The sequence below is a fragment of the Malikia spinosa genome (genome assembly GCF_002980625.1).
Classification (GTDB): Bacteria; Pseudomonadota; Gammaproteobacteria; order Burkholderiales; family Burkholderiaceae_C; genus Malikia; species Malikia spinosa.
Genome location: NZ_PVLR01000003.1, coordinates 44,339 through 69,727, shown reverse-complemented (window position 1 = coordinate 69,727; position 25,389 = coordinate 44,339). Strand labels below are relative to the sequence as shown.

Annotated in this window: 25 protein-coding genes; 7 read left to right on the top strand and 18 right to left on the bottom strand. The window is 67.2% G+C overall.

The genetic code is table 11. The annotated features are described in order from the left end of the window. A partial coding sequence (locus C6P61_RS00940) for a group II intron maturase-specific domain-containing protein (RefSeq protein WP_280524098.1) occupies positions 1 to 424 on the top strand: 424 nt, incomplete at its 5' end. Between the two features lie 103 nt (positions 425 to 527). Here the strand turns inward: C6P61_RS00940 and htpX are convergent. The 11 genes from htpX to C6P61_RS00885 all read right to left on the bottom strand — a co-directional run bounded on the left by htpX (position 528) and on the right by C6P61_RS00885 (position 11,894). Next, entirely contained in the window at positions 528 to 1,400 is an 873-nt protein-coding gene (gene htpX / locus C6P61_RS00935) for a protease HtpX (protein ID WP_105728047.1), read from the bottom strand. Between the two features lie 152 nt (positions 1,401 to 1,552). Continuing rightward, a complete protein-coding gene (locus C6P61_RS00930) occupies positions 1,553 to 2,359 on the bottom strand; it encodes a DUF3025 domain-containing protein (protein ID WP_105728046.1) in 807 nt (268 codons plus the stop codon). Further along, positions 2,344 to 3,375: a dihydroorotase gene (pyrC, locus tag C6P61_RS00925; protein ID WP_105728045.1), complete on the bottom strand. Its 1,032-nt coding sequence runs from the start codon at positions 3,373 to 3,375 to the stop codon at positions 2,344 to 2,346. Before pyrC ends, C6P61_RS00930 begins: the two co-directional genes overlap by 16 nt. Before the next feature lie 45 nt (positions 3,376 to 3,420). Continuing rightward, positions 3,421 to 3,819, bottom strand: a complete 399-nt coding sequence (locus tag C6P61_RS00920; RefSeq protein ID WP_105728044.1) for a GreA/GreB family elongation factor — start codon at positions 3,817 to 3,819, stop codon at positions 3,421 to 3,423. 269 nt (positions 3,820 to 4,088) lie between these two features. Continuing rightward, positions 4,089 to 4,826, bottom strand: coding sequence for an amino acid ABC transporter ATP-binding protein (locus tag C6P61_RS00915; RefSeq protein WP_105728043.1), 738 nt, complete (start codon positions 4,824 to 4,826; stop codon positions 4,089 to 4,091). A gap of 24 nt (positions 4,827 to 4,850) precedes the next feature. Beyond that, positions 4,851 to 5,522, bottom strand: a complete 672-nt coding sequence (locus C6P61_RS00910) for an amino acid ABC transporter permease (RefSeq protein WP_105728042.1) — start codon at positions 5,520 to 5,522, stop codon at positions 4,851 to 4,853. A 1-nt stretch (position 5,523) separates the two neighbouring features. Next, positions 5,524 to 6,279 (bottom strand): amino acid ABC transporter permease, encoded by a 756-nt coding sequence (locus C6P61_RS00905; RefSeq protein WP_105728041.1) that lies wholly within the window; start codon positions 6,277 to 6,279, stop codon positions 5,524 to 5,526. A gap of 65 nt (positions 6,280 to 6,344) precedes the next feature. After that, the gene (locus C6P61_RS00900; protein WP_105728040.1) at positions 6,345 to 7,244 is read right to left on the bottom strand and encodes an amino acid ABC transporter substrate-binding protein; all 900 of its coding nucleotides are present in this window, start codon (positions 7,242 to 7,244) and stop codon (positions 6,345 to 6,347) included. A gap of 136 nt (positions 7,245 to 7,380) precedes the next feature. Next, the gene (locus C6P61_RS00895) at positions 7,381 to 8,310 is read right to left on the bottom strand and encodes a LysR substrate-binding domain-containing protein (RefSeq protein ID WP_105728039.1); all 930 of its coding nucleotides are present in this window, start codon (positions 8,308 to 8,310) and stop codon (positions 7,381 to 7,383) included. A 1-nt stretch (position 8,311) separates the two neighbouring features. Next, positions 8,312 to 10,210, bottom strand: coding sequence for an ABCB family ABC transporter ATP-binding protein/permease (locus C6P61_RS00890; RefSeq protein ID WP_105728051.1), 1,899 nt, complete (start codon positions 10,208 to 10,210; stop codon positions 8,312 to 8,314). Positions 10,211 to 10,529: 319 nt separating this feature from the next. Beyond that, positions 10,530 to 11,894, bottom strand: coding sequence for an AmpG family muropeptide MFS transporter (locus C6P61_RS00885; protein WP_105728038.1), 1,365 nt, complete (start codon positions 11,892 to 11,894; stop codon positions 10,530 to 10,532). 57 nt (positions 11,895 to 11,951) lie between these two features. On the opposite strand from C6P61_RS00885, the gene C6P61_RS00880 reads away from it, so the two are divergent. Then, positions 11,952 to 12,833 (top strand): M48 family metallopeptidase, encoded by an 882-nt coding sequence (locus C6P61_RS00880; protein WP_105728037.1) that lies wholly within the window; start codon positions 11,952 to 11,954, stop codon positions 12,831 to 12,833. A 24-nt stretch (positions 12,834 to 12,857) separates the two neighbouring features. Here the strand turns inward: C6P61_RS00880 and C6P61_RS00875 are convergent, their stop codons facing one another. From C6P61_RS00875 to C6P61_RS00865, 3 genes are all read right to left on the bottom strand, one after another. After that, positions 12,858 to 13,496 (bottom strand): MBL fold metallo-hydrolase, encoded by a 639-nt coding sequence (locus C6P61_RS00875; protein WP_105728036.1) that lies wholly within the window; start codon positions 13,494 to 13,496, stop codon positions 12,858 to 12,860. A gap of 28 nt (positions 13,497 to 13,524) precedes the next feature. Continuing rightward, complete coding sequence (locus C6P61_RS00870) at positions 13,525 to 15,462, bottom strand: GspE/PulE family protein (RefSeq protein ID WP_244908712.1); 1,938 nt, start codon at positions 15,460 to 15,462, stop codon at positions 13,525 to 13,527. Positions 15,463 to 15,650: 188 nt separating this feature from the next. After that, on the bottom strand, positions 15,651 to 16,709 hold the full coding sequence (locus tag C6P61_RS00865) for a helix-turn-helix domain-containing protein (RefSeq protein WP_244908710.1): 1,059 nt from the start codon (positions 16,707 to 16,709) through the stop codon (positions 15,651 to 15,653). 119 nt (positions 16,710 to 16,828) lie between these two features. Here C6P61_RS00865 and C6P61_RS00860 point away from each other — a divergent pair, with 119 nt between their 5' ends. From C6P61_RS00860 to C6P61_RS00850, 3 genes are read left to right on the top strand one after another with little or no spacing between them, the layout of a single operon-like run. After that, complete coding sequence (locus C6P61_RS00860) at positions 16,829 to 18,235, top strand: ethanolamine ammonia-lyase subunit EutB (protein ID WP_105728033.1); 1,407 nt, start codon at positions 16,829 to 16,831, stop codon at positions 18,233 to 18,235. Positions 18,236 to 18,261: 26 nt separating this feature from the next. Next, positions 18,262 to 19,137: an ethanolamine ammonia-lyase subunit EutC gene (eutC, locus tag C6P61_RS00855; RefSeq protein WP_244908708.1), complete on the top strand. Its 876-nt coding sequence runs from the start codon at positions 18,262 to 18,264 to the stop codon at positions 19,135 to 19,137. Between the two features lie 40 nt (positions 19,138 to 19,177). Beyond that, entirely contained in the window at positions 19,178 to 19,573 is a 396-nt protein-coding gene (locus C6P61_RS00850) for a glycerate kinase (RefSeq protein ID WP_105728031.1), read from the top strand. 15 nt (positions 19,574 to 19,588) lie between these two features. On the opposite strand, the gene C6P61_RS00845 is transcribed toward C6P61_RS00850, so the two are convergent. Beyond that, on the bottom strand, positions 19,589 to 20,392 hold the full coding sequence (locus tag C6P61_RS00845) for an exodeoxyribonuclease III (protein ID WP_211296902.1): 804 nt from the start codon (positions 20,390 to 20,392) through the stop codon (positions 19,589 to 19,591). On the opposite strand from C6P61_RS00845, the gene pyrE reads away from it, so the two are divergent. Further along, on the top strand, positions 20,391 to 21,095 hold the full coding sequence (pyrE, locus tag C6P61_RS00840) for an orotate phosphoribosyltransferase (RefSeq protein ID WP_105728030.1): 705 nt from the start codon (positions 20,391 to 20,393) through the stop codon (positions 21,093 to 21,095). The two genes, C6P61_RS00845 and pyrE, sit on opposite strands and share 2 nt — an antisense overlap. A 51-nt stretch (positions 21,096 to 21,146) precedes the next feature. Continuing rightward, positions 21,147 to 21,842 (top strand): DUF4124 domain-containing protein, encoded by a 696-nt coding sequence (locus tag C6P61_RS00835; RefSeq protein WP_146114945.1) that lies wholly within the window; start codon positions 21,147 to 21,149, stop codon positions 21,840 to 21,842. 60 nt (positions 21,843 to 21,902) lie between these two features. Here the strand turns inward: C6P61_RS00835 and gatB are convergent, their stop codons facing one another. The 3 genes from gatB to gatC are packed head-to-tail and all read right to left on the bottom strand — an operon-like array spanning position 21,903 to position 25,167. Further along, complete coding sequence (gene gatB / locus C6P61_RS00830) at positions 21,903 to 23,378, bottom strand: Asp-tRNA(Asn)/Glu-tRNA(Gln) amidotransferase subunit GatB (protein WP_105728028.1); 1,476 nt, start codon at positions 23,376 to 23,378, stop codon at positions 21,903 to 21,905. After that, positions 23,375 to 24,871, bottom strand: coding sequence for an Asp-tRNA(Asn)/Glu-tRNA(Gln) amidotransferase subunit GatA (gatA, locus tag C6P61_RS00825; RefSeq protein ID WP_105728027.1), 1,497 nt, complete (start codon positions 24,869 to 24,871; stop codon positions 23,375 to 23,377). Before gatA ends, gatB begins: the two co-directional genes overlap by 4 nt. Then, positions 24,868 to 25,167, bottom strand: a complete 300-nt coding sequence (gatC, locus tag C6P61_RS00820; RefSeq protein WP_105728026.1) for an Asp-tRNA(Asn)/Glu-tRNA(Gln) amidotransferase subunit GatC — start codon at positions 25,165 to 25,167, stop codon at positions 24,868 to 24,870. Before gatC ends, gatA begins: the two co-directional genes overlap by 4 nt. Between the last annotated feature and the right edge of the window lie 222 nt (positions 25,168 to 25,389).

Genomic DNA, 25,389 nt, shown 5'->3' with positions numbered 1-25,389 from the left:
TGCGCTGTGGGTGGCCAAGGGCCGGGAAGTCAAATGCAAGGTGGCCGACAAGCCGCTGCAGAACTTCAAGGTCCGCATCCGGCAACTCACGAGGCGTTCTGGGGGACGCAGCATGAGTGAAGTGGTGGAGAAGCTGCGGCCTTACCTGCTGGGCTGGAAGGCCTATTTCGGGCTGTCGCAAACACCACGAGTCTGGCGTGAACTGGACGAGTGGCTGCGCCACAGACTGCGAGCCATCCAGCTTAGGCACTGGAAGCGGTCGGGGACGATTTACCGCGAGCTCAAGGTCTTGGGGGCCAGGGAAGATGTAGCCAGACAGGTGGCGGGCAACTGCCGCCGCTGGTGGCGTAACAGTGGACTGCTGCTCAACAGTGTCCTGACCCTTGCCTACTTCGACCGACTGGGAGTGCCGCGACTGTCCTGACCTCAAGCTCTCGAACCGCCCGGTGCGGACCCGCATGCCGGGTGGTGTGGCAGGGGTGCCTCCAATGATGGCGGCCCCCTATGCCGATCACAGGACCGAGGAATCAGGACTGCTGCAGGCGCGCGATGCGCTCTTCCAGCGGCGGATGGGTCGAGAACAGCTTGCCCAGGCCGCCGGCAATGCCCATTGCCGCCATGCTCTGCGGCAGCGCGCCCGGCTCCAGACCGCCGAGGCGGGCCAGCGCATTGATCATCGGCTGCTTGCGGCCCATCATCTGGGCCGCACCGGCATCGGCGCGGAATTCGCGCTGGCGGCTGAACCAGGCCACGATGATGCCGGCCAGGAAGCCCAGCACGATCTCCATCACGAAGCTGGTGATCATGTAGCCGATGCCGGGGCCGCTGCTCTCGCGCTCGTCGCCCTTGCGCAGGAAGCTGTCGACCGCGTAGCCGACCACCCGGCTCAGGAACACGACGAAGGTGTTCATGACGCCCTGGATCAGCGTCATCGTCACCATATCGCCGTTGGCGATATGCGCCACCTCATGGCCGATCACGGCCTCGACTTCCTCGTGCGTCATGCCATGCAGCAGGCCGGTCGAGACCGCCACCAACGAAGCGTTCTTGCTGGCGCCGGTCGCGAAGGCGTTGGGCTCGCCGTCGTAGATCGCGACCTCGGGCATCGCGATGCCGGCCTGGCCGGCAAACTTCTGCACCGTGTTGACGAGCCAGGCCTCGTCGGCGTTGCGCGGCTGGTTGATCACCACCGCGCCGGTGCTCCACTTGGCCATCGGCTTGCTCATCAGCAGCGAGATGATGGAGCCGCCAAAGCCCATGATCAGCGAGAAGCCCAGCAGCGCGCCGAGGTTCAGGCCGTTGGCGGTCAGGAAGCGGTCGACTCCCAGCAGTCTGGCGGTGACGCTCAGGACCAGCATGACCGCCAGGTTGGTCAGGACGAAAAGCGCAATGCGTTTCATGACAGGAAAAACTCCCAGGTTGAAAAGATCGATCGGGCCGCCAGCTCTCCGCTCAAGGCCAAGGCTGAGATCCCTTTCGCCAGGATATGGGGACGAGCGCAGAGCGCTTCAAGCCGCCAACCTTAGCATGCGCAGGTGAATGGCGTGCAGGCTCAGGGCTGGCGCGCCGGCCGGAACACCTGGGCATCGGCGTAGAAGGCGGGGTCCTCGTTGGCCGGCCACCAGCCTGGCAGCCCCAGCACCGGCAACGGCGTGTAGGGCTTGGTCGCCAGCCACTCGGGCGTCAGCTGGCCGGCCAGCCAGTCATCCCAGGGATGGACTACGCCTGCGCCCGCATCGGCTGGCCAATCAGCGGGCAGATCAGCCGGCCAATCGGTCGGCACCGGCAGCCGCAGCACATGGGCCGTGATCGACTTGTAGGGCGCGACCAGCTTTTCGGTCAGCGCGTGGCCGAACAGCAGCAGCGTGGACTGGGCCCAGAGCGGGCGCAACTCGACGAACAGCAGGCTCCAGTCGCGCGCCAGCAGCGCCTGCCAGATCGGTTCTGGCGCCTGCAGCAGCGCGGCATTCTCGTCGAACAGCGTCAGCGCATCGCGCAGCGGACCGCGCCGGGTGCCGACGCCGCCAGCGGCCTCGATCGCCTGCGCCTGCAAGCGGTTCAGCCGCAGCTTGGTGGCGGGAAAGCGCATCCAGCACAGCGCGTTGAAGAAGTCGTGCAGGCCTTCGCGCGTCGGCACATCGCCGGTCGCAAAGATATGCGCCTCGTAGGCCCGCCCCTCGGGCAGCTCGGCCTGCGGCACGAAGTTCCTGGGCGCCAGCGCGACAGCATTGAGCGCCGCCGGCAGGTCGCCGCCGGCCAGCGCATCGACCGCAATCGGCTCGCCCAGCCCGCGCCAAGGCGCCAGCCAGGGTTCGGACCAGTCGATCAGGCGCGAAAAATGGCTCAGACCAGCTTCCAGGGCAGCGCCTCGCCCGCGCGCAGCGGCTTGAGCTCGGCCTCGCCGAAGGCGAACGACGCCGGCGGAGTCCAGCTTTCCTTGCGCAGCGTGATGCGGCCGGTATTGCGCGGCAGGTTGTAGAAGTCGGGACCGTTGAAGCTGGCAAAGGCTTCGAGCTGGTCGAGCGCACCGGCGGCGTCGAAGGCCTCGGCGTACATCTCGATCGCGGCGTGCGCGGTGTAGCAGCCGGCGCAGCCGGTCGCATGCTCCTTCAGGTGCGCCGGGTGCGGCGCGCTGTCGGTGCCGAGGAAGAACCTGGCATTGCCACTGATCGCCGCTGCCACCAGCGCCTGGCGGTGCGTCTCGCGCTTGAGAACCGGCAGGCAGTAGTAATGCGGGCGGATGCCGCCGGTGAAGAGAGCGTTGCGGTTGTAGAGCAGGTGGTGCGCGGTGATGGTCGCGCCCAGGAACTGGTCGGCCTCGGCCACATATTGCGCGGCTTCCTGGGTCGTGATGTGCTCCATCACGATCTTGAGTTCGGGGAAGTCGCGGCGCAGCGGCGCGAGCTGCTGTTCGATGAACACCGCCTCGCGGTCGAACAGGTCGATCGCGGGGTCGGTCACCTCGCCATGCACCAGCAGCAGCATGCCTTCGCGCTGCATGGCTTCGAGCGTCTGGTAGGTCTTGCGCAGGTCGGTCACGCCGGCGTCGCTGTTGGTGGTGGCGCCAGCCGGATAGAGCTTGACCGCGACCACGCCGGCCGCCTTGGCACGCGCGATTTCCTCGGGCGGCAGGTTGTCAGTCAGGTAAAGCGTCATCAGCGGCTCGAAGCTCATGCCGGGCGGCACGGCGGCCAGGATGCGCTGCTTGTAGGCCAGAGCCTGCTCGGCCGTGGTGACCGGCGGCTTGAGGTTGGGCATGACGATGGCACGGCCGAACTGCGCGGCCGTGTGCGGCACCACGGTGTGCAGCGCGGCGCCGTCGCGCAGATGCAGGTGCCAATCGTCGGGGCGGGTGATGGTGATCTGTTGCGTCATGCTGCGATTGTCCCAAATCCACCGCCCCTTGGGGCCATCCCGGTCTCAGACCAGGTATTCGCCGCTGGCTTCAGGCTGGTACAGCAGGGCCAACAGATGGGCGGAACGGGCCTGGCCCTGCGGGGTGAGCCAGCCCGCCTCAGCCCCGACGGACAGTCCCAGCAAGCCCAGGCCCAGGGGCGACAGCACGGAGAGGCGACCGCTGTTGGGATCGGCATCGCGCGGGTAGCACAGGGTCAGCTCGCGCTTGCCGCTGGCGTCCTCGAGCAGCACGGTGGAGTTGAGCGTCACGACATCGGCAGGCATGTCGCTGGGCGCCAGCAACTGGGCGTTGTCGAGCAAGTCGGCCAACTCCTCGCCGGCAGGGCCGGCGGGAATCAACTTGCTGAGACGGGCGTGGTCAAGTTCGTTGAGCGTACGCAGGCTCAAGGGAATAGTGGACATCGAAAGCACTCCGGGACAAAAGGGCCCGCGGAGCGGTCCACGGGCCAGTCGCGCCTGATAGCGTGCCCGACGGTCCTGGAAATGGCGCAAGAAAGAGGAAGGGGACCGCCGGGCTCAGGAAAGTGCGACCGGCGGGCGCAGCAGCGGCGCCTGACCCGCAGCGAGAAACGCCTGCGCCCACCCTGCCAGCAGGCGGGTGATCAGGCGGCGGATCGAAGCGGTGGACATGGAACCATTGTAGGCCGCCCGCCCAGTTCATGCCCAGGCGGTCAATGCTGCAGGATCTTGTTCAGGAAATCCTTGGTGCGCGGCTGGCGGTTTTCCGGCTGGCTGAAGAACTCGCGCGTGCTGCAGTCCTCCAGGATCTTGCCGCCGACATCCATGAAGATCACCCGGTTGCTGACCTTGCGCGCAAAGCCCATCTCGTGCGTCACGCACATCATGGTCATGCCCTCGCCGGCCAGGCCGACCATGACGTCGAGCACCTCGCCGACCATCTCGGGGTCGAGCGCCGAGGTCGGCTCGTCGAACAGCATCACGATCGGGTCCATGCTGAGCGCGCGCGCGATCGCGACCCGCTGCTGCTGGCCGCCCGAGAGCTGGCCCGGGAACTTGTCCTTGTGCGCGCTCAGGCCGACGCGGTCGAGCATCTTGAGGCCGCGCTGCCTGGCGTCATCGAGGCTGCGGCCCAGCACCTTGACCTGTGCCAGCGTCAGGTTCTCGGTCACGCTCAGGTGGGGGAACAGCTCGAAATGCTGGAACACCATGCCGACATGGCTGCGCAGTTTCGGCAGGTTGGTCTTGGGGTCGTGAACGGCCTTGCCGTCAACCCAGATCTCGCCCTGCTGGATCGGCTCGAGTGCGTTGATGGTCTTGATCAGCGTCGACTTGCCCGAACCGGACGGGCCGCAGATCACCACCACCTCGCCCTTCTCGATCCGGGTCGAGCAATCGTTGAGTACCTGCACCGGGCCGTACCATTTGGACACATGCTTGAGTTCAATCATTGGATTCTCCTTCGGTACCGGCTGTCAGCGCACGATGGCGATCTTGCGGTGCAGGCGCTTGACGCCCGCCGACAGCGCATAGCAGATCGCGAAATAAAGCACGGCCGCCGCCAGATAGGCCTCGATCGGACGACCGAAGTTCTTGCCGGCGACCTCGAAGCCCTTGAGCATGTCGTAGGCACCGATCGCATAGACCAGCGAGGTGTCCTGGAACAGGATGATGGTCTGCGTCAGCAGCACCGGCAGCATGTTGCGCAGCGCCTGCGGCAGCACGACCAGCCGCATGTTCTGGCCATAGCTCATGCCCAGCGCCATGCCGGCCTGAACCTGGCCGCGCGGAATCGACTGGATGCCGGCGCGCATGATCTCGCTGAAGTAGGCCGCCTCGAAGGCGACGAAGGTGAGCACCGCCGACAGCTCGGCCCCGATCGGGCGACCGATCAGCAACGGCACCAGCAGGAAGAACCACAGGATCACCATCACCAGCGGGATGCTGCGCATGCCGTTGACATAGACCATCGCGGGCGTGGCGAGCCAGGGCCGGCCCGACAATCGCATCAGCGCCAGCAGGGTGCCAAACAGCACACCACCGAGCGTCGCGACCAGGGTCAGCATCAGGCTGAAGCCCAGGCCCTTGAGCACGAAGTTCTGCATCAGGTCCCAGTTGTAGAAGGACCAGTCGAGTTGAAGACCCATCTCAATGCCCTCCCGTGCCAGCGCTGGCAATGAAGCCCGGTACCCGGGCGCGCCGCTCGATGAAGGCCATCACGCGGTTGATCGCGAAAGCCGACAGCATGTAGAGCCCGGTCACGGCCAGATAGACCTCGACGCCGCGCGCGGTTTCTTCCTGCGCCTGCATCGCGAACATGGTCAGCTCGGCGACCGAGACCGCGAAGGCGACCGACGAGTTCTTGAAGATGTTCATGGTCTCGCTGGTCAGCGGCGGGATCACGATGCGCAGCGCCATCGGCAGCAGCACATGGCGGTAGGTCTGCGCCGTGGTCAGGCCCAGCGCCATGCCGGCCATGCGCTGGCCGCGCGGCAGCGCCTGTATGCCGGAGCGGACCTGCTCGGCGATGCGGGCCGAGGTGAACAGGCCCAGCGCCAGCACCACCAGCACGAAGCCCGGCACCGCCTGCAGGGTCGGAAACAGCGTGGGCAGCACGTGGTACCAGAGGAAGATCTGCACCAGCAGCGGAATGTTGCGAAACAGCTCAACCCAGGCATTGCCGAGTCGCACCACCCAGGGGCTGTCGGGCAAGGTACGCAGCGTGCCGACCAGGGCACCCACGAACAGCGCCAGCAGCAAGGCCAGCAGCGAGACCGACACCGTCCAGCCCCAGGCCGACAACAGCCAATCCAGGTAGGTGATGTCACCGCCCTGACCAAAACAGCTCGAACCCGCCTCGCGCGTGAGGGTGTCCTCGCAGAATACCTGCCAATCCCAGCTCATGCGGACCTCCCCATGCTGTGAAATGAAACCAGCCCCGACCAGCGGGGCTGCACTGGGTGCGAAGCTTACTTCTTCGCGTACTCTTCCATCGGCTTGTCGTTCGGGCTGGCCCAGGCGGCCTTGGTGCTGTCAGTCAAGGGCATCTTGAGGTTGACGTTGGCCGGCGGGATCGGCTGCATGAACCACTTGTCGTACAGCTTGGCCAGCGAACCGTCCTTGATCTGGCGCTTGATGCTGTCATCGACCGCCTTCTTGAAGGCCGGATCGTCCTTGCGCAGCATGCAGGCGATCGGCTCGACGCTCAGCACCTCGTCGAGGATCTTGAACTCGCCCGGGTTCTTCGACTTGGCGATGTTGGCTGCCAGGATGGACTTGTCCATCACGAACGCCTCGGCACGGCCCGACTCAAGCAGCAGGAAGCTGTCGGCATGGTCCTTGCCATAGACTTCCTTGAAGTCGATGCCGGCGGCGCGCTCGTTCTTGCGCAGCGTCTGGACCGAGGTGGTGCCGGTGGTGGTGGCGACCGACTTGCCGTTCAGGTCCTTGACCTGGTGCACGTTCGAGTTGGTGCGCACGGCAATGCCCACTTCCTCGACATAGGTGGTGACGGCGAAGGCGACATCCTTCTGGCGCGCGGCGTTGTTGGTGGTCGAGCCGCACTCGAGGTCGACGGTGCCGTTCTGCAGCAGCGGAATGCGGTTCTGCGAGGTCACGGGCTGGTATTTCAGTTCGAGCTTGGTCAGCCCGAGCTGCTTTTGCAGGTCGGCCGCGACGCGCTCGCCCATTTCGGTGTGAAAGCCGACGTACTTGCCGTTGCCCAGGGTGAAACCCAGGCCCGAGGATTCGCGCACGCCCAGGGTCACGCTGCCGCTGCCCTTGATCTTGGCCAGGGTGTCATTGGTCTGGGCCCAGACGGAACCGGCACAGGCGGCCGTCAGGGCAATGGCCAGGAGGCTCTTCTTCATGTCAAGATCCTTTATCGGTCGAGGGGAAATAGTTGTGCCCCATTCTAGGGCGCGTATCGCGGGACCGCCATAGTATCTACCCGGCCCCGGACTGCACAAGGGTATTGAGCAAAAATCGCGCCAGCGCAGCGGGGCTTCAGTTCGAGCGGGCCTGCGCGGCCGCCACGTCGTCCCAGAACTTCTGCGCCGCGCGCTTGGGCCGGCGCGCGCCAGGGCGTTCGCGATAGAGCCGGATGTCCAGCCGCGCCTCGCAGGCGACGTCGGGACCGGCGGCGCTGACCAGCTGGCCCTCGCGCAAGGCTTGCTGGACCGAGCTGGCCGGCAGGAAGGCCACGCCATGGCCGGCGATCGCCATCGCCTTCAGGCTCTCGGACATGTCGGTCTCGTAGACCCGCTCGGGATGAAAGTTCGCCCCGCCCTGCTGCAGCACCCAGTCAACCACGCGCCCGAGATAGGCCCCCGGCGCGTAGGCCAGATAGGGCCAGGGCTGCTCGGCGCAGCCAGGCAGGCGGTGCAGCGGCGCGCCGTCGTCGCCGGGGCGGACATAGGGCGCCAGCACCTCCTGCCCGAGCGACAGCATCTCGTAGCGCTCGGCATCGAGCTGGATCGGCTGCGAGGTATGCTGATAAGTGATCAGCAGGTCGCAGCTGCCCTCCATCAGGCGCAGCACTGCATCATGGACATTGAGGGCGATCAGCCGGGTCTTGACCGGGCCGACCACCTCGCGCAGGCCCGACAGCCAAGCCGGAAAGAAGGTGAAGCCCAGCGTGTGCGGCACCGCGAACGCGATCTGGTCCTGGCCGGTCGGGCAATACTGGCGCAGCATGGTGCGGGTAGCCTGCAGCGCGTGCAGCATTTCGAGCGCCTGCTCGTAGAGCGTCTGCCCCGCTGGCGTGAGCCGGGTCGGGTAGCTGCTGCGGTCAACCAGGTCGGTGCCGGCCCAGGCCTCGAGCGACTGGATCCGGCGCGAGAACGCCGGCTGCGTCACATGGCGCAGCTGGGCCGAGCGGCTGAAACTGCGCGTCTCGGCCAGGCTGACGAAATCCTCCAGCCATTTGGTATCCATCTCAGGCGTCCGCTTGCATCACGACGGCTTCCTCGGCGCCGCTTTGCTGCAGCGCCCACATCTGGGCATAGCGACCGTTGCGCGCCAGCAGTTCGGCATGGGCGCCGCGCTCGACGATCTGGCCCTGCTCGAGCACGATGATCTCGTGCGCGTCGACCACGGTCGAGAGCCGGTGCGCGATCACCAGCGCGGTCTTGTCGCGCGCCGCGCTGCGCAGTTCGGACTGGATCGCGCGCTCGTTGGCCGAGTCGAGCGCCGAGGTCGCCTCGTCGAAGATCAGGATCGGCGGGTTCTTCAGCAGGGTGCGCGCGATCGCGACGCGCTGCTTCTCGCCGCCCGACAGCTTGAGGCCGCGCTCGCCGACCACGGTGTCGTAGCCCTTGGGCAGCTTCTCGATGAAGTCGTGGATATGCGCGGCCTGGGCGGCGGCGACCATTTCCTCGCGGCTGGCGTCCGGGCGGCCGTAGCGGATGTTGTAGCCGATGCTGTCGTTGAACAGCACCGTGTCCTGCGGCACGATGCCGATCGCGCGTCGCAAGCTGGACTGGGTCACCTGGCGGATGTCCTGGCCCGCGATCCGGATCGCGCCGGCCGCATCAGGCGCCATGGCAGCGCCGCCGACATCGTAGAAGCGGTACAGCAGGCGCGCCAGCGTGGACTTGCCGGAGCCGGACGGTCCGACCACCGCCACCGTCTTGCCGGCCGGCACCGTGAAGCTGATGCCATGCAGGATCTCGCGCGCCGGCTCGTAGGCGAAGCGCACCGACTCGAAGCGGACCTCGGGCGGCCCGTCCAGCGCCAGCTCGGGCGCGCCCGGCGCATCGGCGATCTCGCGCTCGCGATCCAGCAGCGTGAACATCTTGTCGAGATCGGTCAGGCTCTGCTTGATCTCGCGGTACAGCACGCCCAGGAAGTTGAGCGGGATGTAGAGCTGGATCATGAAGGCGTTGATCATGACCAGGTCGCCCAGCGTCATGCCGCCCTGGGTCACGGCGCTGGTGGCGCGCCAGAGCATCGCGACCAACGCGGTCGCGATGATCAGCTGCTGGCCGGCGTTGAGCAGCGACAGCGTGGTCTGGCTCTTGACGCGGGCGCGGCGCAGGCGCTCCAGGCTCTCGCCGTAGCGGCTCGACTCGAAGGCCTCGTTGTTGAAATACTTGACGGTCTCGTAGTTGAGCAGCGAATCGACGGCACGGGTCTGGCTGGCCGATTCGAGCTCGTTCATCTCGCGCCGGTACTGGGTGCGCCACTCGGTGACCTTGACCGTGAAGAACACATAGGCCGCCAGCGCCGCCAGCGTGGTCCAGACATACCAGAGCTCGAACTTGGTGCCCAGCAGCGCCAGCACCAGCACCACCTCGAGCAGGGTCGGGAAGATGCTGTAGAGCGAGTAGGAGATCAGCGACTGCACGCCGCGGGTGCCGCGATCGACATCGCGCGTCATGCCGCCGGTCTGGCGCTCGAGGTGAAAGCGCAGGCTCAGTCCGTGCAGATGGCCGAACACCTGCAGCGCGATCGCGCGCGTCGCACCCTCGGTCGCCTTGGCAAAGATCAGCTCACGCAGCTCGGTGAACAGGCTGGTCGAGAAGCGCAGCAGGCCGTAGGCCAGCAACAGGCCCAGCGGCACCACCAGCAGCGCGGCCTGGCCCGGCGCCAGGCCGGTGCGCGGCGTCAGCGCGTCGACCAGCTCCTTGAGCAGCAGCGGCACGCCGACGTTGGCCAGCTTGGCGCCGACCATGAAGGCCAGCGCCAGCGCCACGCGCCAGCGGTACTGCCAGAGATAGGGCAAGAGGCGGCGCAGGGTGGCAGCGTCCGAGCGCTCGGGCTGGGCGGCGGTAGAACCGACAGGGGCGGTCGTGGCAGTGGCTGCAGTGGGACTGGTGTGGGCGAGGTGGCGCATCGGCAAAACGATCAAGGAACGCACCGATTGTGCGCCCATCGCCGGACTGCCGGCCGCCTCATGGCGTGATGTCCCGCATGAGGCACGGGCGTAAGCGGCAAAGCGAGCGGCAAAAAAAAACGCCGCCCAGCTGGGCGGCGGCAAGTCCTAGAGGACGTCGTTGGAATACGGTATGGCGGGGCGTGACTGGCGTCTTGGCGCTTCATCCCCCCCGCGACAACTGCCTTGTCATGGGCCAGTGTGACAGCACTTGACCCTATTGTGCACCAGCCACATGGCACGGGCCTGACAACTGGCTGGAAAATCCAGGCCAAGCGCTCTAGCCAGATGTCCTGGCCTGCACCCGGGATGCCAGCCAGACCAGCAGCAGCACCGGCAGGCCGAGCAGCGCCGTGCCGATGAAGAAGCTGCTGTAGCCATAGGCATCGACGAAGACGCCCGAATAGCCGGCCAGCCACTTGGGCGCGAGCAGCATCATCGAGCTGAACAGCGCGTATTGCGTGGCCGAATAGCTCACATTGGTCAGGCTCGACAGGTAGGCGACGAAGGCAGCCGAAGCGATGCCCGAACTCAGGTTGTCGGCGGCGATCACCGCGATCAGCGCCACCAGGTCATGGCCATGCCAGGCCAGCCAGGCAAACAGCAGGTTGCTGACGGCACTCAGCACGGCGCCCAGCATCAGCACGCGTGCGACGCCCCAGCGCAGCGCCAGCGCGCCACCGGCAAAGGCACCGACCAGGGTCATGATCACGCCGTAGACCTTGGTGACGGCGGCGACCTCGTCCTTGCTGTAGCCCATGTCGACATAGAACGGGTTGGCCATGATGCCCATCACCACGTCGCTGATGCGGTAGACCCCGATCAGCGCCAGCAGCAGCAGGGCCTGGGCGCCGTAGCGCTGCAGGAATTCGGCAAAGGGCTCGACCAGCACCTCGCGCAGCCAGGCCGCGAGGTTGCGCGCCGGCGGGATGACGCGGCGCACCGGCTCGGGCGAGAGCAGCACGGTCAGCAGGCCGATCACCATCGAGCCGGCCATGACCAGGTAGGCGCTGCTCCAGGCCGCCTGCTGATAGCCGGCCGCGATCGCGGGCGCCAGTTCGGCACGCGCGGCCAGCCAGAGCACACCGGCGCCGGACCAGATCATGCCGAGGCGGTAGCCGGTCTGGTAATAGGCGACCAGCGCGGCCTGGCGCCGGGCATCGGCCGATTCGATCCGGAAGGCGTCGAGCGCGATGTCCTGCGTCGCCGAGGCAAAGGCCACCAGCAGGGCGTAACCCACCATGGCCTGCAGGTCGGTGCGCGGGTCGGTCAGCGCCATGCCGACCAGGCCGGCCATGACGACGCATTGCGACAGCAGCAGCCAGGCACGGCGCTGGCCGACCCAGCGGCTCAGTCCCGGCAGCGGCAAGCGGTCGACCAGCGGCGCCCAGCACCACTTGAAACCGTAGGCCAGGCCGACCCAGCTCAGGTAGCCGATGGTGGCGCGGTCGAGGCCGGCCTCGCGCAGGCGAAAGCTCAACGTGCCGAGCACCAGCAGCAGCGGCAGGCCAGCGGCGAAACCGAGCGCGAACAGGCGCAGGCCAGCGGGCTGCAGGTAGGCGCGCAGGGTGGCGCGCCAGGACAGCACCGGATCGGACTGCGGTTCGGCCAGCGTGGCGGCGGGACGGGGATCAGATGGAGGCATGTACGGCTTGAAACAGAAAACCTGCGCAGGCGGCAGGCTTTTGTCTATTATTGGCGCATGTGCTGGCTTTGCGACGCGAAATCCTCCCTTTCGGCTTCGGCCGGGGTTCATGACGAACCGGGCGCCGGGCGCTGGTCGCCGCGGCGCGGCTTCCTGCTGGCCGGCGCAGCGGCCGCCACCGGACTGGTCAGCGCCACGGCGCAGGCCCAGGTCGATGTCGGCGAGGCTTCGGCGCTGCGCAATCTGGTGCCGGCCGAGGAGCTTGAAGGCGCGGCGCGACAGCAATACGGCGAAATGCTGGAACAGGCCCGGGCCAAGGGAGCGCTGGCGCCCGAGCAGCACCCGCAGCTGCAGCGGCTGCGCCAGATCGCGCGCCGCCTGATTCCCTTCACCGCACCGTGGAACTCGCGCTCGCGCAGCTGGCAATGGGAAGTCAACCTGATCGGCAACTCCCAAGTCAACGCCTTCTGCATGCCGGGCGGCAAGATCTGCTTCTACACCGGCATCCTCGACAAGCTCAAGCTCGGCGACGACGAGGTCGCGATGGTCATGGGCCACGAGATGGCGCATGCCCTGCGCGAGCATGCACGCGAGCGGCTGGCCAAGACCCAGGCCACCAGCCTGGGGCTGTCGCTGGGCGCGCGCCTGCTGGGCCTGGGCGAGCTGGGCAATGTCGCGGCCGACCTCGGCACCCAGCTGCTGGCGCTCAAGTACAGCCGCGATGACGAGACCGAGGCCGATCTGGTCGGACTCGAGCTCGGCGCACGCGGGGCCTACAACCCGCAGGCCAGCGTCTCGCTCTGGCGCAAGATGATGGCGGCCAACGGCCGCGGCGGGCCGGGCTTCCTGTCCACCCACCCGAGCGGCCCGAACCGGATCCAGGAACTGCAGGACAACCTGCCCCGAGTCAGGCAACTCTACGAACAGGCCCGGGGCTGAAGCCAGGCCAGCCCCACGACGCGATCAGGTGCCGCGTACGTAGGGGTTCACGCGCCGCTCGCGGCCGAAGCTGCTTTCGGGGCCGTGACCCGGGATGAAGACGGTGTCGTCGCCCATCGGCCACAGGCGCTGCGTGATGCTGGCAATCAACTGCTCATGGTTGCCGCCAGGGAAATCGGTGCGGCCGATGCTGCCGGCGAACAGCACATCACCGACGAAGGCGCGCTTGGCCTCGGCCGAATGAAAGACCACATGGCCGGGCGTGTGGCCCGGGCAATGGCGCACCGTCACCTCGCTGCGGCCGAGCTGCAACTGGTCAAGGTCATGCAGCCAGCGCGTCGGCGTGAAATGGCCGGCCGGCGGAAAACCGAACTTGACGCTCTGCATCGGCAGGCCGTCGATCCAGTACTGGTCACCCTCGTGCGGACCGATGATCGGCAGCTTGCAGCGCTGTGCCAGCTCGGCGGTGCCGCCGGCATGGTCGATATGCGCGTGCGTCAGCCAGATCTGGCCGAGCTTGAGTCCGAGCCGGTCGACCTCGGCCAGCACCAACTCGAGATCGCCGCCCGGATCGATCACGGCGGCCTCCAGGGTCTGGTCGCACCAGACGAGCGAGCAGTTCTGCTGGAAGGGCGTGACGGGTATCGTGAGGTATTGCAGCATGCGCCTCATTGTAGGCAAGCCGGACGACTCACATATTGGTCGCGGCGATCACCTCGGCCAGATCGGTCAGGCCTGCCACCACCTTCTCGATGCCGTCCTGGCGCAGCGTGTGCATGCCGGCGCCAAGCGCGCTGTGGCGGATCTCGCCAGCCGGGGCGCGGTGGCGGATATGGTGGCGGATCTGGTCGTCGTTGAGCATCAACTCGTAGATGCCGAGCCGGCCCCGGTAGCCGCGCTGCTCGCAGGCCTCGCAACCATGCCGCACGAAGCTGTTGAGTTGCCGGATACCGAAGGCGTCGGGCCGGCCATGGTCGCGGCGCCAGCGCTCGATCAGCGCGGCGACCTCGCGCGGGTCATGCTGGGAGTGGCCATCGAGGTACTGATTGGCCAGGGACTCGATCTCCTCGGCGGTGGCCGGTCGGACTTCGACGCATTGCTGGCACAGGCGGCGCACCAGGCGCTGGGCCAGGATGGCCAGCAACGAATCGGAGAAGTTGAACGGATCGAGTCCGATCTCGAGCAGCCGCGCGATGCTCTCGGGCGCCGAGTTGGTGTGCAGGGTCGACAGCACCAGGTGGCCGGTCAGCGAGGCCTCGACCGCGATGCGCGCGGTCTCCTCGTCGCGCATCTCGCCGATCATGATCACGTCGGGGTCGGCACGCAGGAAGGTCCGCATCGCGGCAGCGAAGGTCCAGCCGATGCGCGGGTTCATCTGCACCTGGCGCAGGCCGTCCTGGGTGATCTCGATCGGGTCCTCGGCGGTCCAGATCTTGCGGTTCTCGGTGTTGATGTCGCTGATCAGCGAATGCAGCGTGGTGGTCTTGCCGCTGCCGGTCGGGCCGCAGACCAGCATCAGGCCATAGGGCTTGAGCGCCATCCGGCGCAGGTCGGCCAGATTGCCGGCACTCAGGCCGATCGAGTCGATCGGCATCGGCTTGGAGCCGGCCAGCAGTCGCAGCACGACATCCTCGAGTCCGCCATGGGTCGGCACGGTCACGACGCGCAGTTCGGTCTTGCTGCCGCCGAAGCGGGCGAAATCGATCTTGCCATCCTGCGGCTTGCGGTGCTCGGAAATGTCCATGCCCGCCATGATCTTGATGCGCGCCACCAGCGCGTAGCGAAAGCGCGACTCGACCTCGAGGTAGCGCCGCAGTTCGCCGTCGATGCGGAACCGAATCCTGACCTTGCGCGGGGCGGGCTGGGTCTCGATATGGATGTCGGACGCCTTCTGCGCGATCGCCTCGGCGATCAGCGAGTTGATCAGCCGCACCAGCGTGTTGTCGGACTCGCTGACGACATCGGACTCGGGTTCGCGGCCCACCTCGGCGCCGGCCTGCAGGTCGTTGACCAGGTCGCGCGACGAGGCACGGTTGACCTCCTTGGGCCTGGGCAGCTCGCCCAGACCGACCTGCGGTTCGTAGGCGCGCGCGACCGAGGGCATCAGCGTGCCGGGCGCTGCCAGCACCGAGACAATCCGACGCTGGGTCATGAAGCGCAGTTCATCGAGCAGCCGCTTGTCGAGCGGGTCGGCCATCGCGAGCACCAGGATGTCATCCTGCAGCAACAGCGGCAGCACCGCCTCGCGCTCGGCGAAGCTGCGCGGCACCAGCGCGAGCGCCTCCTGGTCGAACAGGTAGACCGAGGGGTCGAGCACCCGGTTGCCCAGCCAGCCCGCGATCACATGGCGCAACTGGGCCTCGGTCAGCAGACCGCTCTCGACCAGCTGCTGGCCGAGCTGGCGGTGGATGCCGAGCGAGCGCTGCTCGGCCTGGGTCGCGAGTGCTTCGGACAGCTGCTCGGCAGTCAGGGTGCCGCTGCGCACCAGCGCGTCACCCAGATGGCGCGCGCCATGGGCGGAGGACTGCGGGTTCTGCAGCAGCTGCCAGAGCTCATCCGGCATCCTGGGCCTGGGATAGGCCGAGCTGGCAGAGACCGGAGCAACAATATCGGAAGGAAGGTCTGACAAGTTCTGGCCCGGATCGGAAACGAGCGACGGGCCCGATGCCCGACGGCTGCCCGGTTCATTGTGCCGATTTTTCACTGCCGGGTCACGATCACCCGATCCGGGCCAGCCATTCTCCGGCGGGATTGGCGAGAAAGCCCATCCGGCGGGTGCAGCCAGGCCAGGGAGCGAGGGCGCACGCGCCCTCGCCCTCAATGCGCCCCGGCCTTGCGTGTGGTCGAAGGCGTTTCGCCAAACAGCTTGCGGTAGTCGCTGGCGAACTGGCTGAAGTGCCAGAAACCCCAGTTCACGGCCACGTCCTGCACCGACTGCTGGCGCAACGCGGCCTGGCGCAGCTGGCGGCGCGCCCCGTTGAGCCGGATCGCGCGCAGGTATTGCAGCGGGCTCAGGCCCAGCACATCCTCGAAGCAGTACTGCAGGGTCCGACGGCTCACATGCAGCTGCTCGCAAAGCTCCGGCACGGTCACCGCATGGTCAGGCCGGGCCAGCACCAGTTCTCGCGCCTGGGACACGACACGTTGCCGTTTCGCCAAGCTCTGGCGCGGGCCTGGGTCGGCAATGCCGTGCTCGAGCAGGCCCACCACCATGTCAAGCAGTTCGGACTGCAAGGCCTGCGCGTGCCGTGCCTGCAAGGCGGGGCTCAGGCCCACGGGAGCGTTGACCAGTGCCGCCTGCAGCAGGCGTTGGCTGCGCGCGCGCGAAGTTCCGCCCGCCTGCAGCCAGTGAGCCTGTTGCAAGCCGGCCCAATCGATGCGACTGCCCTGGCGTTCAGCCGCGGCTTGCAGGGCCTGCTGCCGCACCACCACGCCGAAGATGCTGTGTGCCGGAGGGGTCAGCAGCTCAAAGGGCTCGTCACCCGGCCGCAGCATGATGTCGTGGCCCACATTGAGCCGGCCATTGATGCGGATATGGGCCTGGTCCGCCATGGCGGACATGTTGGACATGTCGGGCAGGCCCAGCCACAGGGCGTCGGACCACAAGGTGCAGGACTGGCGCACCGACTGGCTGACGCGCTCGCGAAACACCTGCATCTGCGGCAGCTGCAGCTCCAGCAGCTCTCCGCTGAACGCGCCGCAGCTCAGCTGGTCGTACTGCTGATTCCAGCCGGTCAGCTGGCTGGCTTGTTCGTCGGCATCGTGCACCAGTGACGACCGCAGGGCCACGACGGGCGACTGGTTGCACCAAACGGAGGCGCTCGGCGCGCGAAACGCACTGGACGGCGTGGCAGTGGGCATGGGGGCGGTTTGCAACTTTGCCGATTTCCGATAACGCCCGACTCGAGCGTTGTCCTACAGTGGCTGAAGCAATAACCATTCCCTTCATCTGCCATGACGACATCCTCCTCATCCAGTGCCCCGGCACTGCAATCATGAGCCGCGCGCGCTATCGGCACCAGGTGGGGGCGCAGACCTTCACCTTCCGTGACCTCAAGGATCTGATGGCCAAGGCCACGCCAGCCCGGTCGGGCGACTTGCTGGCGGGCGTGGCGGCTCGGACTGCGCAGGAGCGCGTGGTGGCACAGATGACCCTGGCCGAGCTGCCGCTGCGCACCTTCCTGAACGAGGCCCTGATCCCGTATGAAGAGGACGAGGTCACGCGCCTGATCATGGATACGCACAGCGCAGAGGCCTTCGCGCCGATCGCGCACCTGACCGTGGGCGACTTGCGCAACTGGCTGCTGGCCGATGACACCGATGGGGCCGCGCTGGCGGCCGTGCGCGCCGGCATCACGCCCGAGATGGCGGCGGCCGTCAGCAAGATCATGCGCCACCAGGACCTGATCCTGGTGGCCAGCAAGTGCGAGGTGCGATCGGCTTTTCGCAACAGCATCGGCCTGCCGGGACGCCTGTCCACGCGCCTGCAGCCCAACCACCCGACCGACGACAGCAGCGGCATCGCTGCCAGCCTGCTCGACGGGCTGTTGTACGGCAGTGGCGACGCGGTGATCGGCATCAACCCCGCAACTGACAACGTAGCCCAGGTCATCCGACTCGTGAGCATGATGGCCGAGGTGATCGAGCATTACGGCATCCCGACTCAGTCCTGCGTGCTGACCCACGTGACCAACACCCTGCAGGCCATCGAGCGGGGCGCGCCGGTGGACCTGGTCTTCCAGTCGATTGGCGGCACCGAGGCCACCAATCGCAGCTTCGGCATCACGCTGGACTTGCTGGCCGAAGCGCATCAAGCCGCGCTGTCGCTGCAGCGCGGCACGGTGGGCGACAACGTCATGTACTTCGAGACCGGGCAGGGCAGCGCCCTGTCCGCCAACGGCCATCATGGTGTCGATCAGCAGACCTGCGAGGCTCGCGCCTACGCGGTGGCACGCCACTTCAAGCCGCTGCTGGTCAACAGCGTGGTGGGCTTCATCGGGCCCGAATACCTGTACGACGGCAAGCAGATCATCCGCGCCGGGCTGGAGGACCATTTCTGCGCCAAGCTGCTGGGCCTGCCCATGGGCTGCGATGTCTGCTATACCAACCATGCCGAGGCCGATCAGAACGACATGGACGTGCTGCTGACGCTGCTGGCCACGGCGGGGTGTACCTTCGTGATGGGCATTCCGGGGTCGGACGACATCATGCTGAACTACCAGACCACGTCCTTCCACGACGCGCTCTATGCGCGGCGCCTGCTGGGCCTGCGCCCGGCACCCGAATTCGAAGCCTGGCTGGCCCGGACGCAGATCTTCAGCCGGCCCGATGCCAGCTTCCGGCTGCCCGATGGCCTGCCGTCGCTGTTTCAGCCGGCTCTGGCGCATGTCGGGGGAGCCTGAGCATGACAAAAGCCCAAGTCCCTCCCATGTCACTCGTCACCACCAACCCCTGGTCGGCCTTGCGCCGCTACACCGATGCACGCATCGCGCTGGGTCGCGCCGGCGTGAGCCTGCCCACACAAGCGCAGCTGGCCTTTCAGCTGGCCCATGCCCAGGCCCGCGATGCCGTGCATCTGGCACTCGACCCGACAGCCTTGCGGCAGGCCCTGGCTGAGCTGGGCCACGAGGCTGTCGCACTGCACAGCGCTGCCGCCGACCGGGACACGTACTTGCAGCGCCCCGACCTGGGCCGGCGCCTGGACGCCGAATCGCGTGCGCTGCTGCTGCACAGGCTGACCGCGACCCAGCAGGCGCTGGTGTCCCCGCAGGCCAGCATGCTGGACCAGGCGGTCGTCGAGCGCGTGCACGATGTGGCCTTCGTGGTGGCAGATGGCCTGTCCGCCCTGGCCATCTGCCGCCATGCCGTGCCTTTCTTGCAGGCGCTGCTGCCCCGCCTGCGGGACGAAGGCTGGCAGGTGGCACCCCTGACTCTGGTCAGCCAGGGCCGCGTGGCGGTGGCTGACGAGGTGGGCCAGTTGCTGCGCGCGCGCCTGGTGGTGATCCTGATTGGCGAGCGGCCCGGTCTGAGCTCGCCCGACAGCATGGGGCTGTACCTGACCTGGATGCCCCGCGTGGGCCTGAGCGACGCGAACCGCAACTGCATCTCCAACGTGAGGCCTGCAGGGCTGCCCTATGACGAGGCCCTGCACAAGCTCCACTACCTGATGACCGAAGCCCGGGCCCGTGCCGTTTCGGGTGTGGCGCTCAAGGACGAAGCACCGAGCAGCGCTGCCACCCTGGCCCTGTCCGCGCCCTCTCATTTCCTGCTGCCCGGCCAGCCGCAGCTTGATCAAACCGGATGAGGACGGCAGGCCCCGGGTCGGCTGCGGCGACAATCCCGGCATGAGATTCCAAAGCATTTTGTTATGGGCCGGCGTGGCAGCGCTGCTGGTACTGGCGCAATCCCAGTTCGGCTGGCCCGGCGTGGCTTTCGCGGTCGCCGGCCTCGTGATGTGGCTGCTGCTGCATTTCACGCGCCTGATGGGCGTCATGAAGCGCGCGGCCAATCGGCCGGTCGGCCATGTCGACAGCGCGGTCATGCTCAACGCGAAGCTGCAGTCGGGCCGCCCGCTGCTGCATGTGATCGCGCAGACGCGCGCGCTCGGCGAGCGGCTGTCGGCCGAAGGCGCCCAGCCCGAGATCTACCGCTGGAGCGACGAATCGGGCTCGAGCGTGAGCTGTGAATTCGAAGGCGGCAAGCTCGCGCGCTGGCAGCTGGTTCGACCGACGCAGGACTGAGACGCCAGCGCGGGGTCAGAGCGTCCAGTCGTACTCGATGGTCAGCGGCGCGTGGTCGCTGAACCATTGCTGCTTGTAGATACTGGCGCGACGCGCATGCTCGGCCAGCGCCGGGCTCGCGAGCTGGTAGTCGATGCGCCAACCGACGTTGTTGGCGCGCGCCTGGCCGCGGTTGCTCCACCAGGTGTAGCCGCCCTCGCCCTCCTCCGGGTGCAGCTGGCGGTAGACGTCAACCAGACCGGCCTCGCCCAGCAGCTTGCTCATCCAGGCGCGTTCCTCGGGCAGGAAGCCGCTGTTCTTGAGGTTGCCCTTCCAGTTCTTCAGGTCGATCTCGCGGTGCGCGATGTTGACGTCGCCGCACAGCACATAGTCGCGCTCGGCGTTCAGGCTGGCCAGATGCGGGTAGATCAGCTCGAGGAAACGGAACTTGGCCTGCTGGCGCTCCTCGCTCGATGAGCCGCTCGGGAAGTAGCAGCTGATAAGGCTGCGCTTCTGGCCGAGCGTATCGAAGCGCAGCTCGACATAGCGGCCCTCGGCGTCGAACTCAGGCTCGCCCAGGCCGACGATCACGTCGCTGGGCTCGTGCCGGCTGTAGAACGCGACGCCCGAATAGCCCTTCTTCTCGGCGTAGTGGAAGTAGCCCTGCAGGCCGGCGAGCTGCTCGAAGCGGCCGGCCACGTCGGCGCCTTGCGCCTTGAGCTCCTGCACGCCAATACAATCAGGCGCCTGGGCCGCGACCCAGTCTTCCAGCCCCTTGGAAGTGGCGGATCGGATGCCGTTGAGGTTGAGGCTGGTGAGTTTGAACAAGGAATTTCCCATGGTGGTTGAAGCGAACAAGCCGGCGTCAGACGACGCACTGGCGCTGGAATTTGTGCAATTTTCCGTCGAATCGGGCGTGTTGCGCTTTGGCGAGTTCAAGACCAAGGCCGGTCGCCTGAGCCCCTACTTCTTCAACGCCGGCCTGTTCGACGATGGCGCCAAGCTGGGTCGGCTGGCGTCCTTCTATGCCCGGCGCATCCAGGCCAGCGGTCTGGAGTTCGACATGATCTTCGGCCCGGCCTACAAGGGCATCCCGCTGGCGGCGGCGGTCGCGATCGAGCTCGCACGCCTGGGCGTCAACAAGCCCTTCGCCTATAACCGCAAGGAAGCCAAGGACCATGGCGAGGGCGGCAGCCTGGTCGGCGCGCCGCTCAAGGGCCGGGTGCTGATCATCGATGACGTCATGAGCGCGGGTACCGCCGCCCGCGAATCGATCGCGCTGATCAAGGCCGCCGGCGCCACGCCGCATGCGGTGGCGATCGCGCTGGATCGCCAGGAAATGGCGACCGAGACCACGGCGGATGGCGTGCGCGACGTGCCCTACAGCGCCGTGCAATATGTGCGCGGACAGCTCGGCCTGCAGGTCTGCGCGATTGCGCAACTGTCCGACCTGCTGCATTATCTGCAGCAGCAGGTGGGCGGCGAGATGACCGAACACCGCGATCGGGTCCAGGCCTACCGCAACCGCTACGGCGTGGCCTGAGCCCAGGTTCCGCCCGTCTTGGCGGAAGCCAACGACGAAGGGACAGGCAGCATGGCAAACCAGCCGGTCGGGTCGGGGCGCAGCCTCAAGGCGGCTGCCTGGCTGATCCTGGTCCTGGCCGGCTACTCGGGCAGCCCGGGTCTGTTGTGGGCCCAGGCCCAGGAGGGCAGCTACGCGACCGGCGGACAGCCCAGCATCTATGTCTGCATCGACCCCAGGGGTCGGCGCATCACCGCTGACCGGCCGATTCCCGAGTGCATCGGAACGGGCCAGCGCGAGCTCAAGGCCAGCGGCGACCTCAAGCGCGTGATTCCCCCGCTGCTGACCGGCAGCGAGCGGGCTCAGCAAGCCGCACGCCTGGAACAGGAAGCGAATCTGCAGGCCCAGATCAAGGAGGACCAGCGCCAGAACCGCGCGCTGGTGCTGCGCTACCCCGATCCGGCCGCGCATTACCGGGCCAGGGCCGAACTGCTCGAACAGCAAGACGGACTGATTGCCGCGGTGCGAGTACGCGCAGCCGAGCTGGACCGGCAGCGCCTGAGCCTGGCCGCCAAGCTCGAGTTCTACCGCCAGCAGCCCGACCAGGCGCCGGCCGAGCTCAGGCAGCTGGAGCAGGAAAACACACGCCAGCGTGCCTTCCAGTCAGCCCAGCTCGAGGCACAGCAGCGCGAGCGCCAGCGCATCGAACAGCGCTTCGACGAGGAGCTGGCACGACTGCGCCAGCTCTGGACGCAGGAAGCGCGCTGACACCAGCGCCAGCGGGCGCCCGGCCTGACAGGCCCGGCAGCCGCCGGGAACCGTGGCGGATCAGCCCAGACGGGCCTTCAGGACCTCGTTGACCTGGCCCGGATTGGCCTTGCCCTTGCTGGCCTTCATGACCTGGCCGACCAGCGCGTTGAACGCCTTTTCCTTGCCGGCGCGGTACTCGGCCACGTTCTTCTCGTTGGCGGCCAGCACCTCGTCGACGATGGCTTCCAGCGCGCCGCTGTCGTTCATCTGCTTCAAGCCCTTGGACTCGATCAGCGCGTCGACCTGCGCCTGCGGCTCGCCAGCGATCGCCTCGCCGGCCCACAGCGCGTCCATCAGCTGCTTGCCGGCGTTGTTGCTGATGGTGTTGTCGGCGATGCGCGCGACCAGCGCGGCGAGCTGGGCTGCGCTGACTGGACTGGCCGCGATGTCGAGCTCGCCCGCGTTGAGGCGGCGCGAGATCTCGCCCATGATCCAGTTGCTGACCAGCTTGGCTTGTCCGCTCAGCTTGGCCGCCTGCTCGAAGTAGGCGCCCATGGCCGGGCTCTGGGTCAGCGTGGTAGCGTCGTATTCAGGCAGGCCGTAGTCGGCGACGAAGCGCTCGGCCTGCACGCGCGGCAGCTCGGGCATTTCGGCGCGCACGCGCTCGACCCAGTCGCGCTCGATCATGAGCGGCGGCAGGTCCGGGTCGGGGAAATAACGGTAGTCGGCCGCGTCTTCCTTGGTGCGCATGGCGCGGGTCTCGCCGGTATCGGGGTCGAACAGCACAGTGGCCTGCTCGATCTCATAACCGTCCTCGATGCGGTCGATCTGCCAGCGGACCTCGAAATCGATCGCCTGCTGCATGAACTTGAAGCTGTTCAGGTTCTTGATCTCGCGGCGGGTGCCCAGCGGCGCGCCGGGCTTGCGCACCGACACGTTGGCGTCGCAGCGGAACGAACCTTCCTGCATGTTGCCGTCGCAGATGCCGATCCAGGTCACGATCTTGTGCAGTTCCTTGGCATAGGCCACGGCCTCGGCGCTGGAACGGATGTCGGGCTCGGTCACGATCTCGAGCAGCGGCGTGCCGGCGCGGTTCAGGTCGATGCCCGACAGGCCGTGGAAGTCCTCGTGCAGCGACTTGCCAGCGTCCTCTTCGAGGTGGGCGCGCACCAGGCGCACGCTCTTCTTCTCGTCGCCGAGGAAGAACGACACTTCGCCGCCCTGCACCACCGGGATCTCGAACTGGCTGATCTGGTAGCCCTTGGGCAGGTCGGGGTAGAAGTAGTTCTTGCGCGCGAAGATGCTGCGCTCAGCCACATGCGAGCCGACCGCCAGGCCGAACTGGATCGCGCGCTCGACCGCACCCTTGTTCATGACCGGCAGCGTGCCCGGCAGCGCCAGGTCGACCGCGCAGGCCTGGGTATTGGGCTCGGCGCCGAAGGCGACCGAGGCACGGCTGAAGATCTTGCTGTGGGTCGAGAGCTGGGCGTGGGTCTCGAAGCCGATCACGACCTCGTAGCCCTGCACCAGCAGGGAGGCTTGCTTCTTGCTCATGCGAAGTCCTTCGGAGCACGGGTGTGCCAGTCGGTGGCGCACTGGAAATGGTGGGCGGCGCCCAGCAGGCGCGCTTCCTGGAAATAGTTGCCGATCAGCTGCAGGCCGACCGGCATGCCATCAGAACCAAAGCCAGCCGGCACGCTCATGCCCGGCAGGCCCGACAGCGAGGCCGGCAGGGTGTAGATGTCGGCCAGGTAGGCCGCGACCGGGTCGTCCGACTTCTCGCCGATCTTCCAGGCCACGCTGGGCGCGACCGGACCGGCGATCAGGTCGCATTGCTCGAAGGCGGACTGGAAGTCCTGCGCGATCAGGCGCCGGATCTGCTGCGCCTTCAGGTAATAGGCGTCGTAGTAGCCGTGGCTCAGCACATAGGCGCCGGTCAGGATGCGGCGCTGCACTTCCTCGCCGAAGCCCTCGCTGCGCGACTTCTTGTACATGTCGCTCAGGTCGGCGTAGTCCTTGGCGCGATGGCCGAACTTGACGCCGTCGAAGCGGCTCAGGTTGGAGCTGGCCTCGGCCGGGGCGATGATGTAGTAGGCCGGAATCGAGAGTTCGGTGCGCGGCAGCCGGATCTCGACCAGCGTCGCGCCGAGCTTTTCGTATTCGGCCAGCGCGGCATGCACTGCGGCCAGCACATCGGGCGCGCAGCCGGCGCCGAAGAATTCCTGCGGCAGGCCGATGCGCAGGCCCTTCAAGGGCTGGGCCACCGTGGCCTCAGGCGACAGCGGCAGTCCGAGCGCGGCGGCATAGTCCTCGACCGGGCGGTCCAGGCTGGTCGAGTCGCGATCGAGGTCGGGGCCGACCATCGCCGACAGCAGCAGCGCGCAGTCCTTGGCGCTGCGCGCCATCGGGCCGGCCTGGTCCAGGCTCGACGCATAGGCCACCATGCCGTAACGCGAGCAGCGGCCATAGGTTGGCTTGATGCCGGTGATGCCGGTGAAGCTGGCCGGCTGACGGATCGAGCCGCCGGTGTCGGTGCCAGTCGCGGCCGGCACCAGGCGCGCGGCCACGGCGGCCGACGAACCGCCCGAGGAGCCGCCCGGCACCCGGGTCTTGTCCCAGGGGTTGAGCACGGGGCCGTAGGCCGAGTTGTCGTTGCCCGAGCCCATCGCGAACTCGTCGCAGTTGAGCTTGCCTAAAGTGACGGCACCGGTGGCGGCCAGCTTGGCGACCACGGTGGCGTCGAACGGGCTGCGATAGCCCTCAAGCATCTTCGAGCCGGCGGTAGTCGGGAAGTCCTTGGTGACGAAGATGTCCTTGTGAGCGATCGGCACGCCCAGCAGCGGCGCGCGCTCGCCAGCGGCCAGCCGCTCGTCGGCGGCACGGGCCTGCGCCAGGCTGGTTTCCTCGTCGAGCGCCAGGTAGGCGCCGAGATCGGCGTTCGCCTTGGCACGCTCCAGCAGGGCCTGCGTGACTTCGACGCTCGAAACCTCGCGCGCGGCCAGCTTGGCGGCCAGCGCGCTCACATCCAGTTGATACAGCTCGCTCATTCGATCACCTTGGGCACGAGGAACAGGCCGTTTTCCACGGCCGGGGCGCTCTTCTGGTTGGCTTCGCGCTGGTTGAATTCGCTCACCACGTCGTCGCGCAGGCGCAGCGCGACCTGGCCGATCACGGCAGTCGGGTGCGCGAGCGGCTCGACGCCGGCGGTATCGACCGCTTGCATCTGTTCGACCAGGTCGAAAAAGCCGTTGAGCCGGCTCAGCATGCGCTCGGCGTGCGCCTGGTCGAGCTCGAGCCGCGCGAGATGGGCGATGCGCCCGATATCTGGCAGGGTCAGGGACATTGCGGGGTCCAGAAAGTGAGACAGATCCAGCTTCGCAACCGGAACTTCGTTACAAAAAAGCTTGGCGCCAAAAGGCCTTAGAGACAGGCCATTGCGGTATTATCCTCCGTTTGGCGACCGCTGCGGCTGCCGCGTTCTCGCGCGCCAAGCACTGATATCGGCCAGCCCCCAGTCCAGCTACAACCCCCCATACTTAGGCGCTGCCGCGCCACAGCCGCCGGC

Excerpts from the sequence above, each read along its gene's own strand:
- C6P61_RS00890 (WP_105728051.1), bottom strand. The coding sequence starts at position 10,210 with ATGCGCCACCTCGCCCACACCAGTCCCACTGCAGCCACTGCCACGACC.
- C6P61_RS00915 (WP_105728043.1), bottom strand. The coding sequence starts at position 4,826 with ATGATTGAACTCAAGCATGTGTCCAAATGGTACGGCCCGGTGCAGGTA.
- C6P61_RS00900 (WP_105728040.1), bottom strand. The coding sequence starts at position 7,244 with ATGAAGAAGAGCCTCCTGGCCATTGCCCTGACGGCCGCCTGTGCCGGT.
- C6P61_RS00895 (WP_105728039.1), bottom strand. The coding sequence starts at position 8,310 with ATGGATACCAAATGGCTGGAGGATTTCGTCAGCCTGGCCGAGACGCGC.
- C6P61_RS00880 (WP_105728037.1), top strand. The coding sequence starts at position 11,952 with ATGTGCTGGCTTTGCGACGCGAAATCCTCCCTTTCGGCTTCGGCCGGG.
- gatB (WP_105728028.1), bottom strand. The coding sequence starts at position 23,378 with ATGAGCAAGAAGCAAGCCTCCCTGCTGGTGCAGGGCTACGAGGTCGTG.
- C6P61_RS00905 (WP_105728041.1), bottom strand. The coding sequence starts at position 6,279 with ATGAGCTGGGATTGGCAGGTATTCTGCGAGGACACCCTCACGCGCGAG.
- C6P61_RS00885 (WP_105728038.1), bottom strand. The coding sequence starts at position 11,894 with ATGCCTCCATCTGATCCCCGTCCCGCCGCCACGCTGGCCGAACCGCAG.
- gatA (WP_105728027.1), bottom strand. The coding sequence starts at position 24,871 with ATGAGCGAGCTGTATCAACTGGATGTGAGCGCGCTGGCCGCCAAGCTG.
- C6P61_RS00920 (WP_105728044.1), bottom strand. The coding sequence starts at position 3,819 with ATGTCCACTATTCCCTTGAGCCTGCGTACGCTCAACGAACTTGACCAC.
- C6P61_RS00850 (WP_105728031.1), top strand. The coding sequence starts at position 19,178 with ATGAGATTCCAAAGCATTTTGTTATGGGCCGGCGTGGCAGCGCTGCTG.
- C6P61_RS00875 (WP_105728036.1), bottom strand. The coding sequence starts at position 13,496 with ATGCTGCAATACCTCACGATACCCGTCACGCCCTTCCAGCAGAACTGC.
- htpX (WP_105728047.1), bottom strand. The coding sequence starts at position 1,400 with ATGAAACGCATTGCGCTTTTCGTCCTGACCAACCTGGCGGTCATGCTG.
- C6P61_RS00910 (WP_105728042.1), bottom strand. The coding sequence starts at position 5,522 with ATGGGTCTTCAACTCGACTGGTCCTTCTACAACTGGGACCTGATGCAG.
- pyrC (WP_105728045.1), bottom strand. The coding sequence starts at position 3,375 with ATGACGCAACAGATCACCATCACCCGCCCCGACGATTGGCACCTGCAT.
- C6P61_RS00860 (WP_105728033.1), top strand. The coding sequence starts at position 16,829 with ATGAGCCGCGCGCGCTATCGGCACCAGGTGGGGGCGCAGACCTTCACC.
- C6P61_RS00845 (WP_211296902.1), bottom strand. The coding sequence starts at position 20,392 with ATGGGAAATTCCTTGTTCAAACTCACCAGCCTCAACCTCAACGGCATC.
- eutC (WP_244908708.1), top strand. The coding sequence starts at position 18,262 with ATGTCACTCGTCACCACCAACCCCTGGTCGGCCTTGCGCCGCTACACC.
- C6P61_RS00835 (WP_146114945.1), top strand. The coding sequence starts at position 21,147 with ATGGCAAACCAGCCGGTCGGGTCGGGGCGCAGCCTCAAGGCGGCTGCC.
- pyrE (WP_105728030.1), top strand. The coding sequence starts at position 20,391 with ATGGTGGTTGAAGCGAACAAGCCGGCGTCAGACGACGCACTGGCGCTG.
- gatC (WP_105728026.1), bottom strand. The coding sequence starts at position 25,167 with ATGTCCCTGACCCTGCCAGATATCGGGCGCATCGCCCATCTCGCGCGG.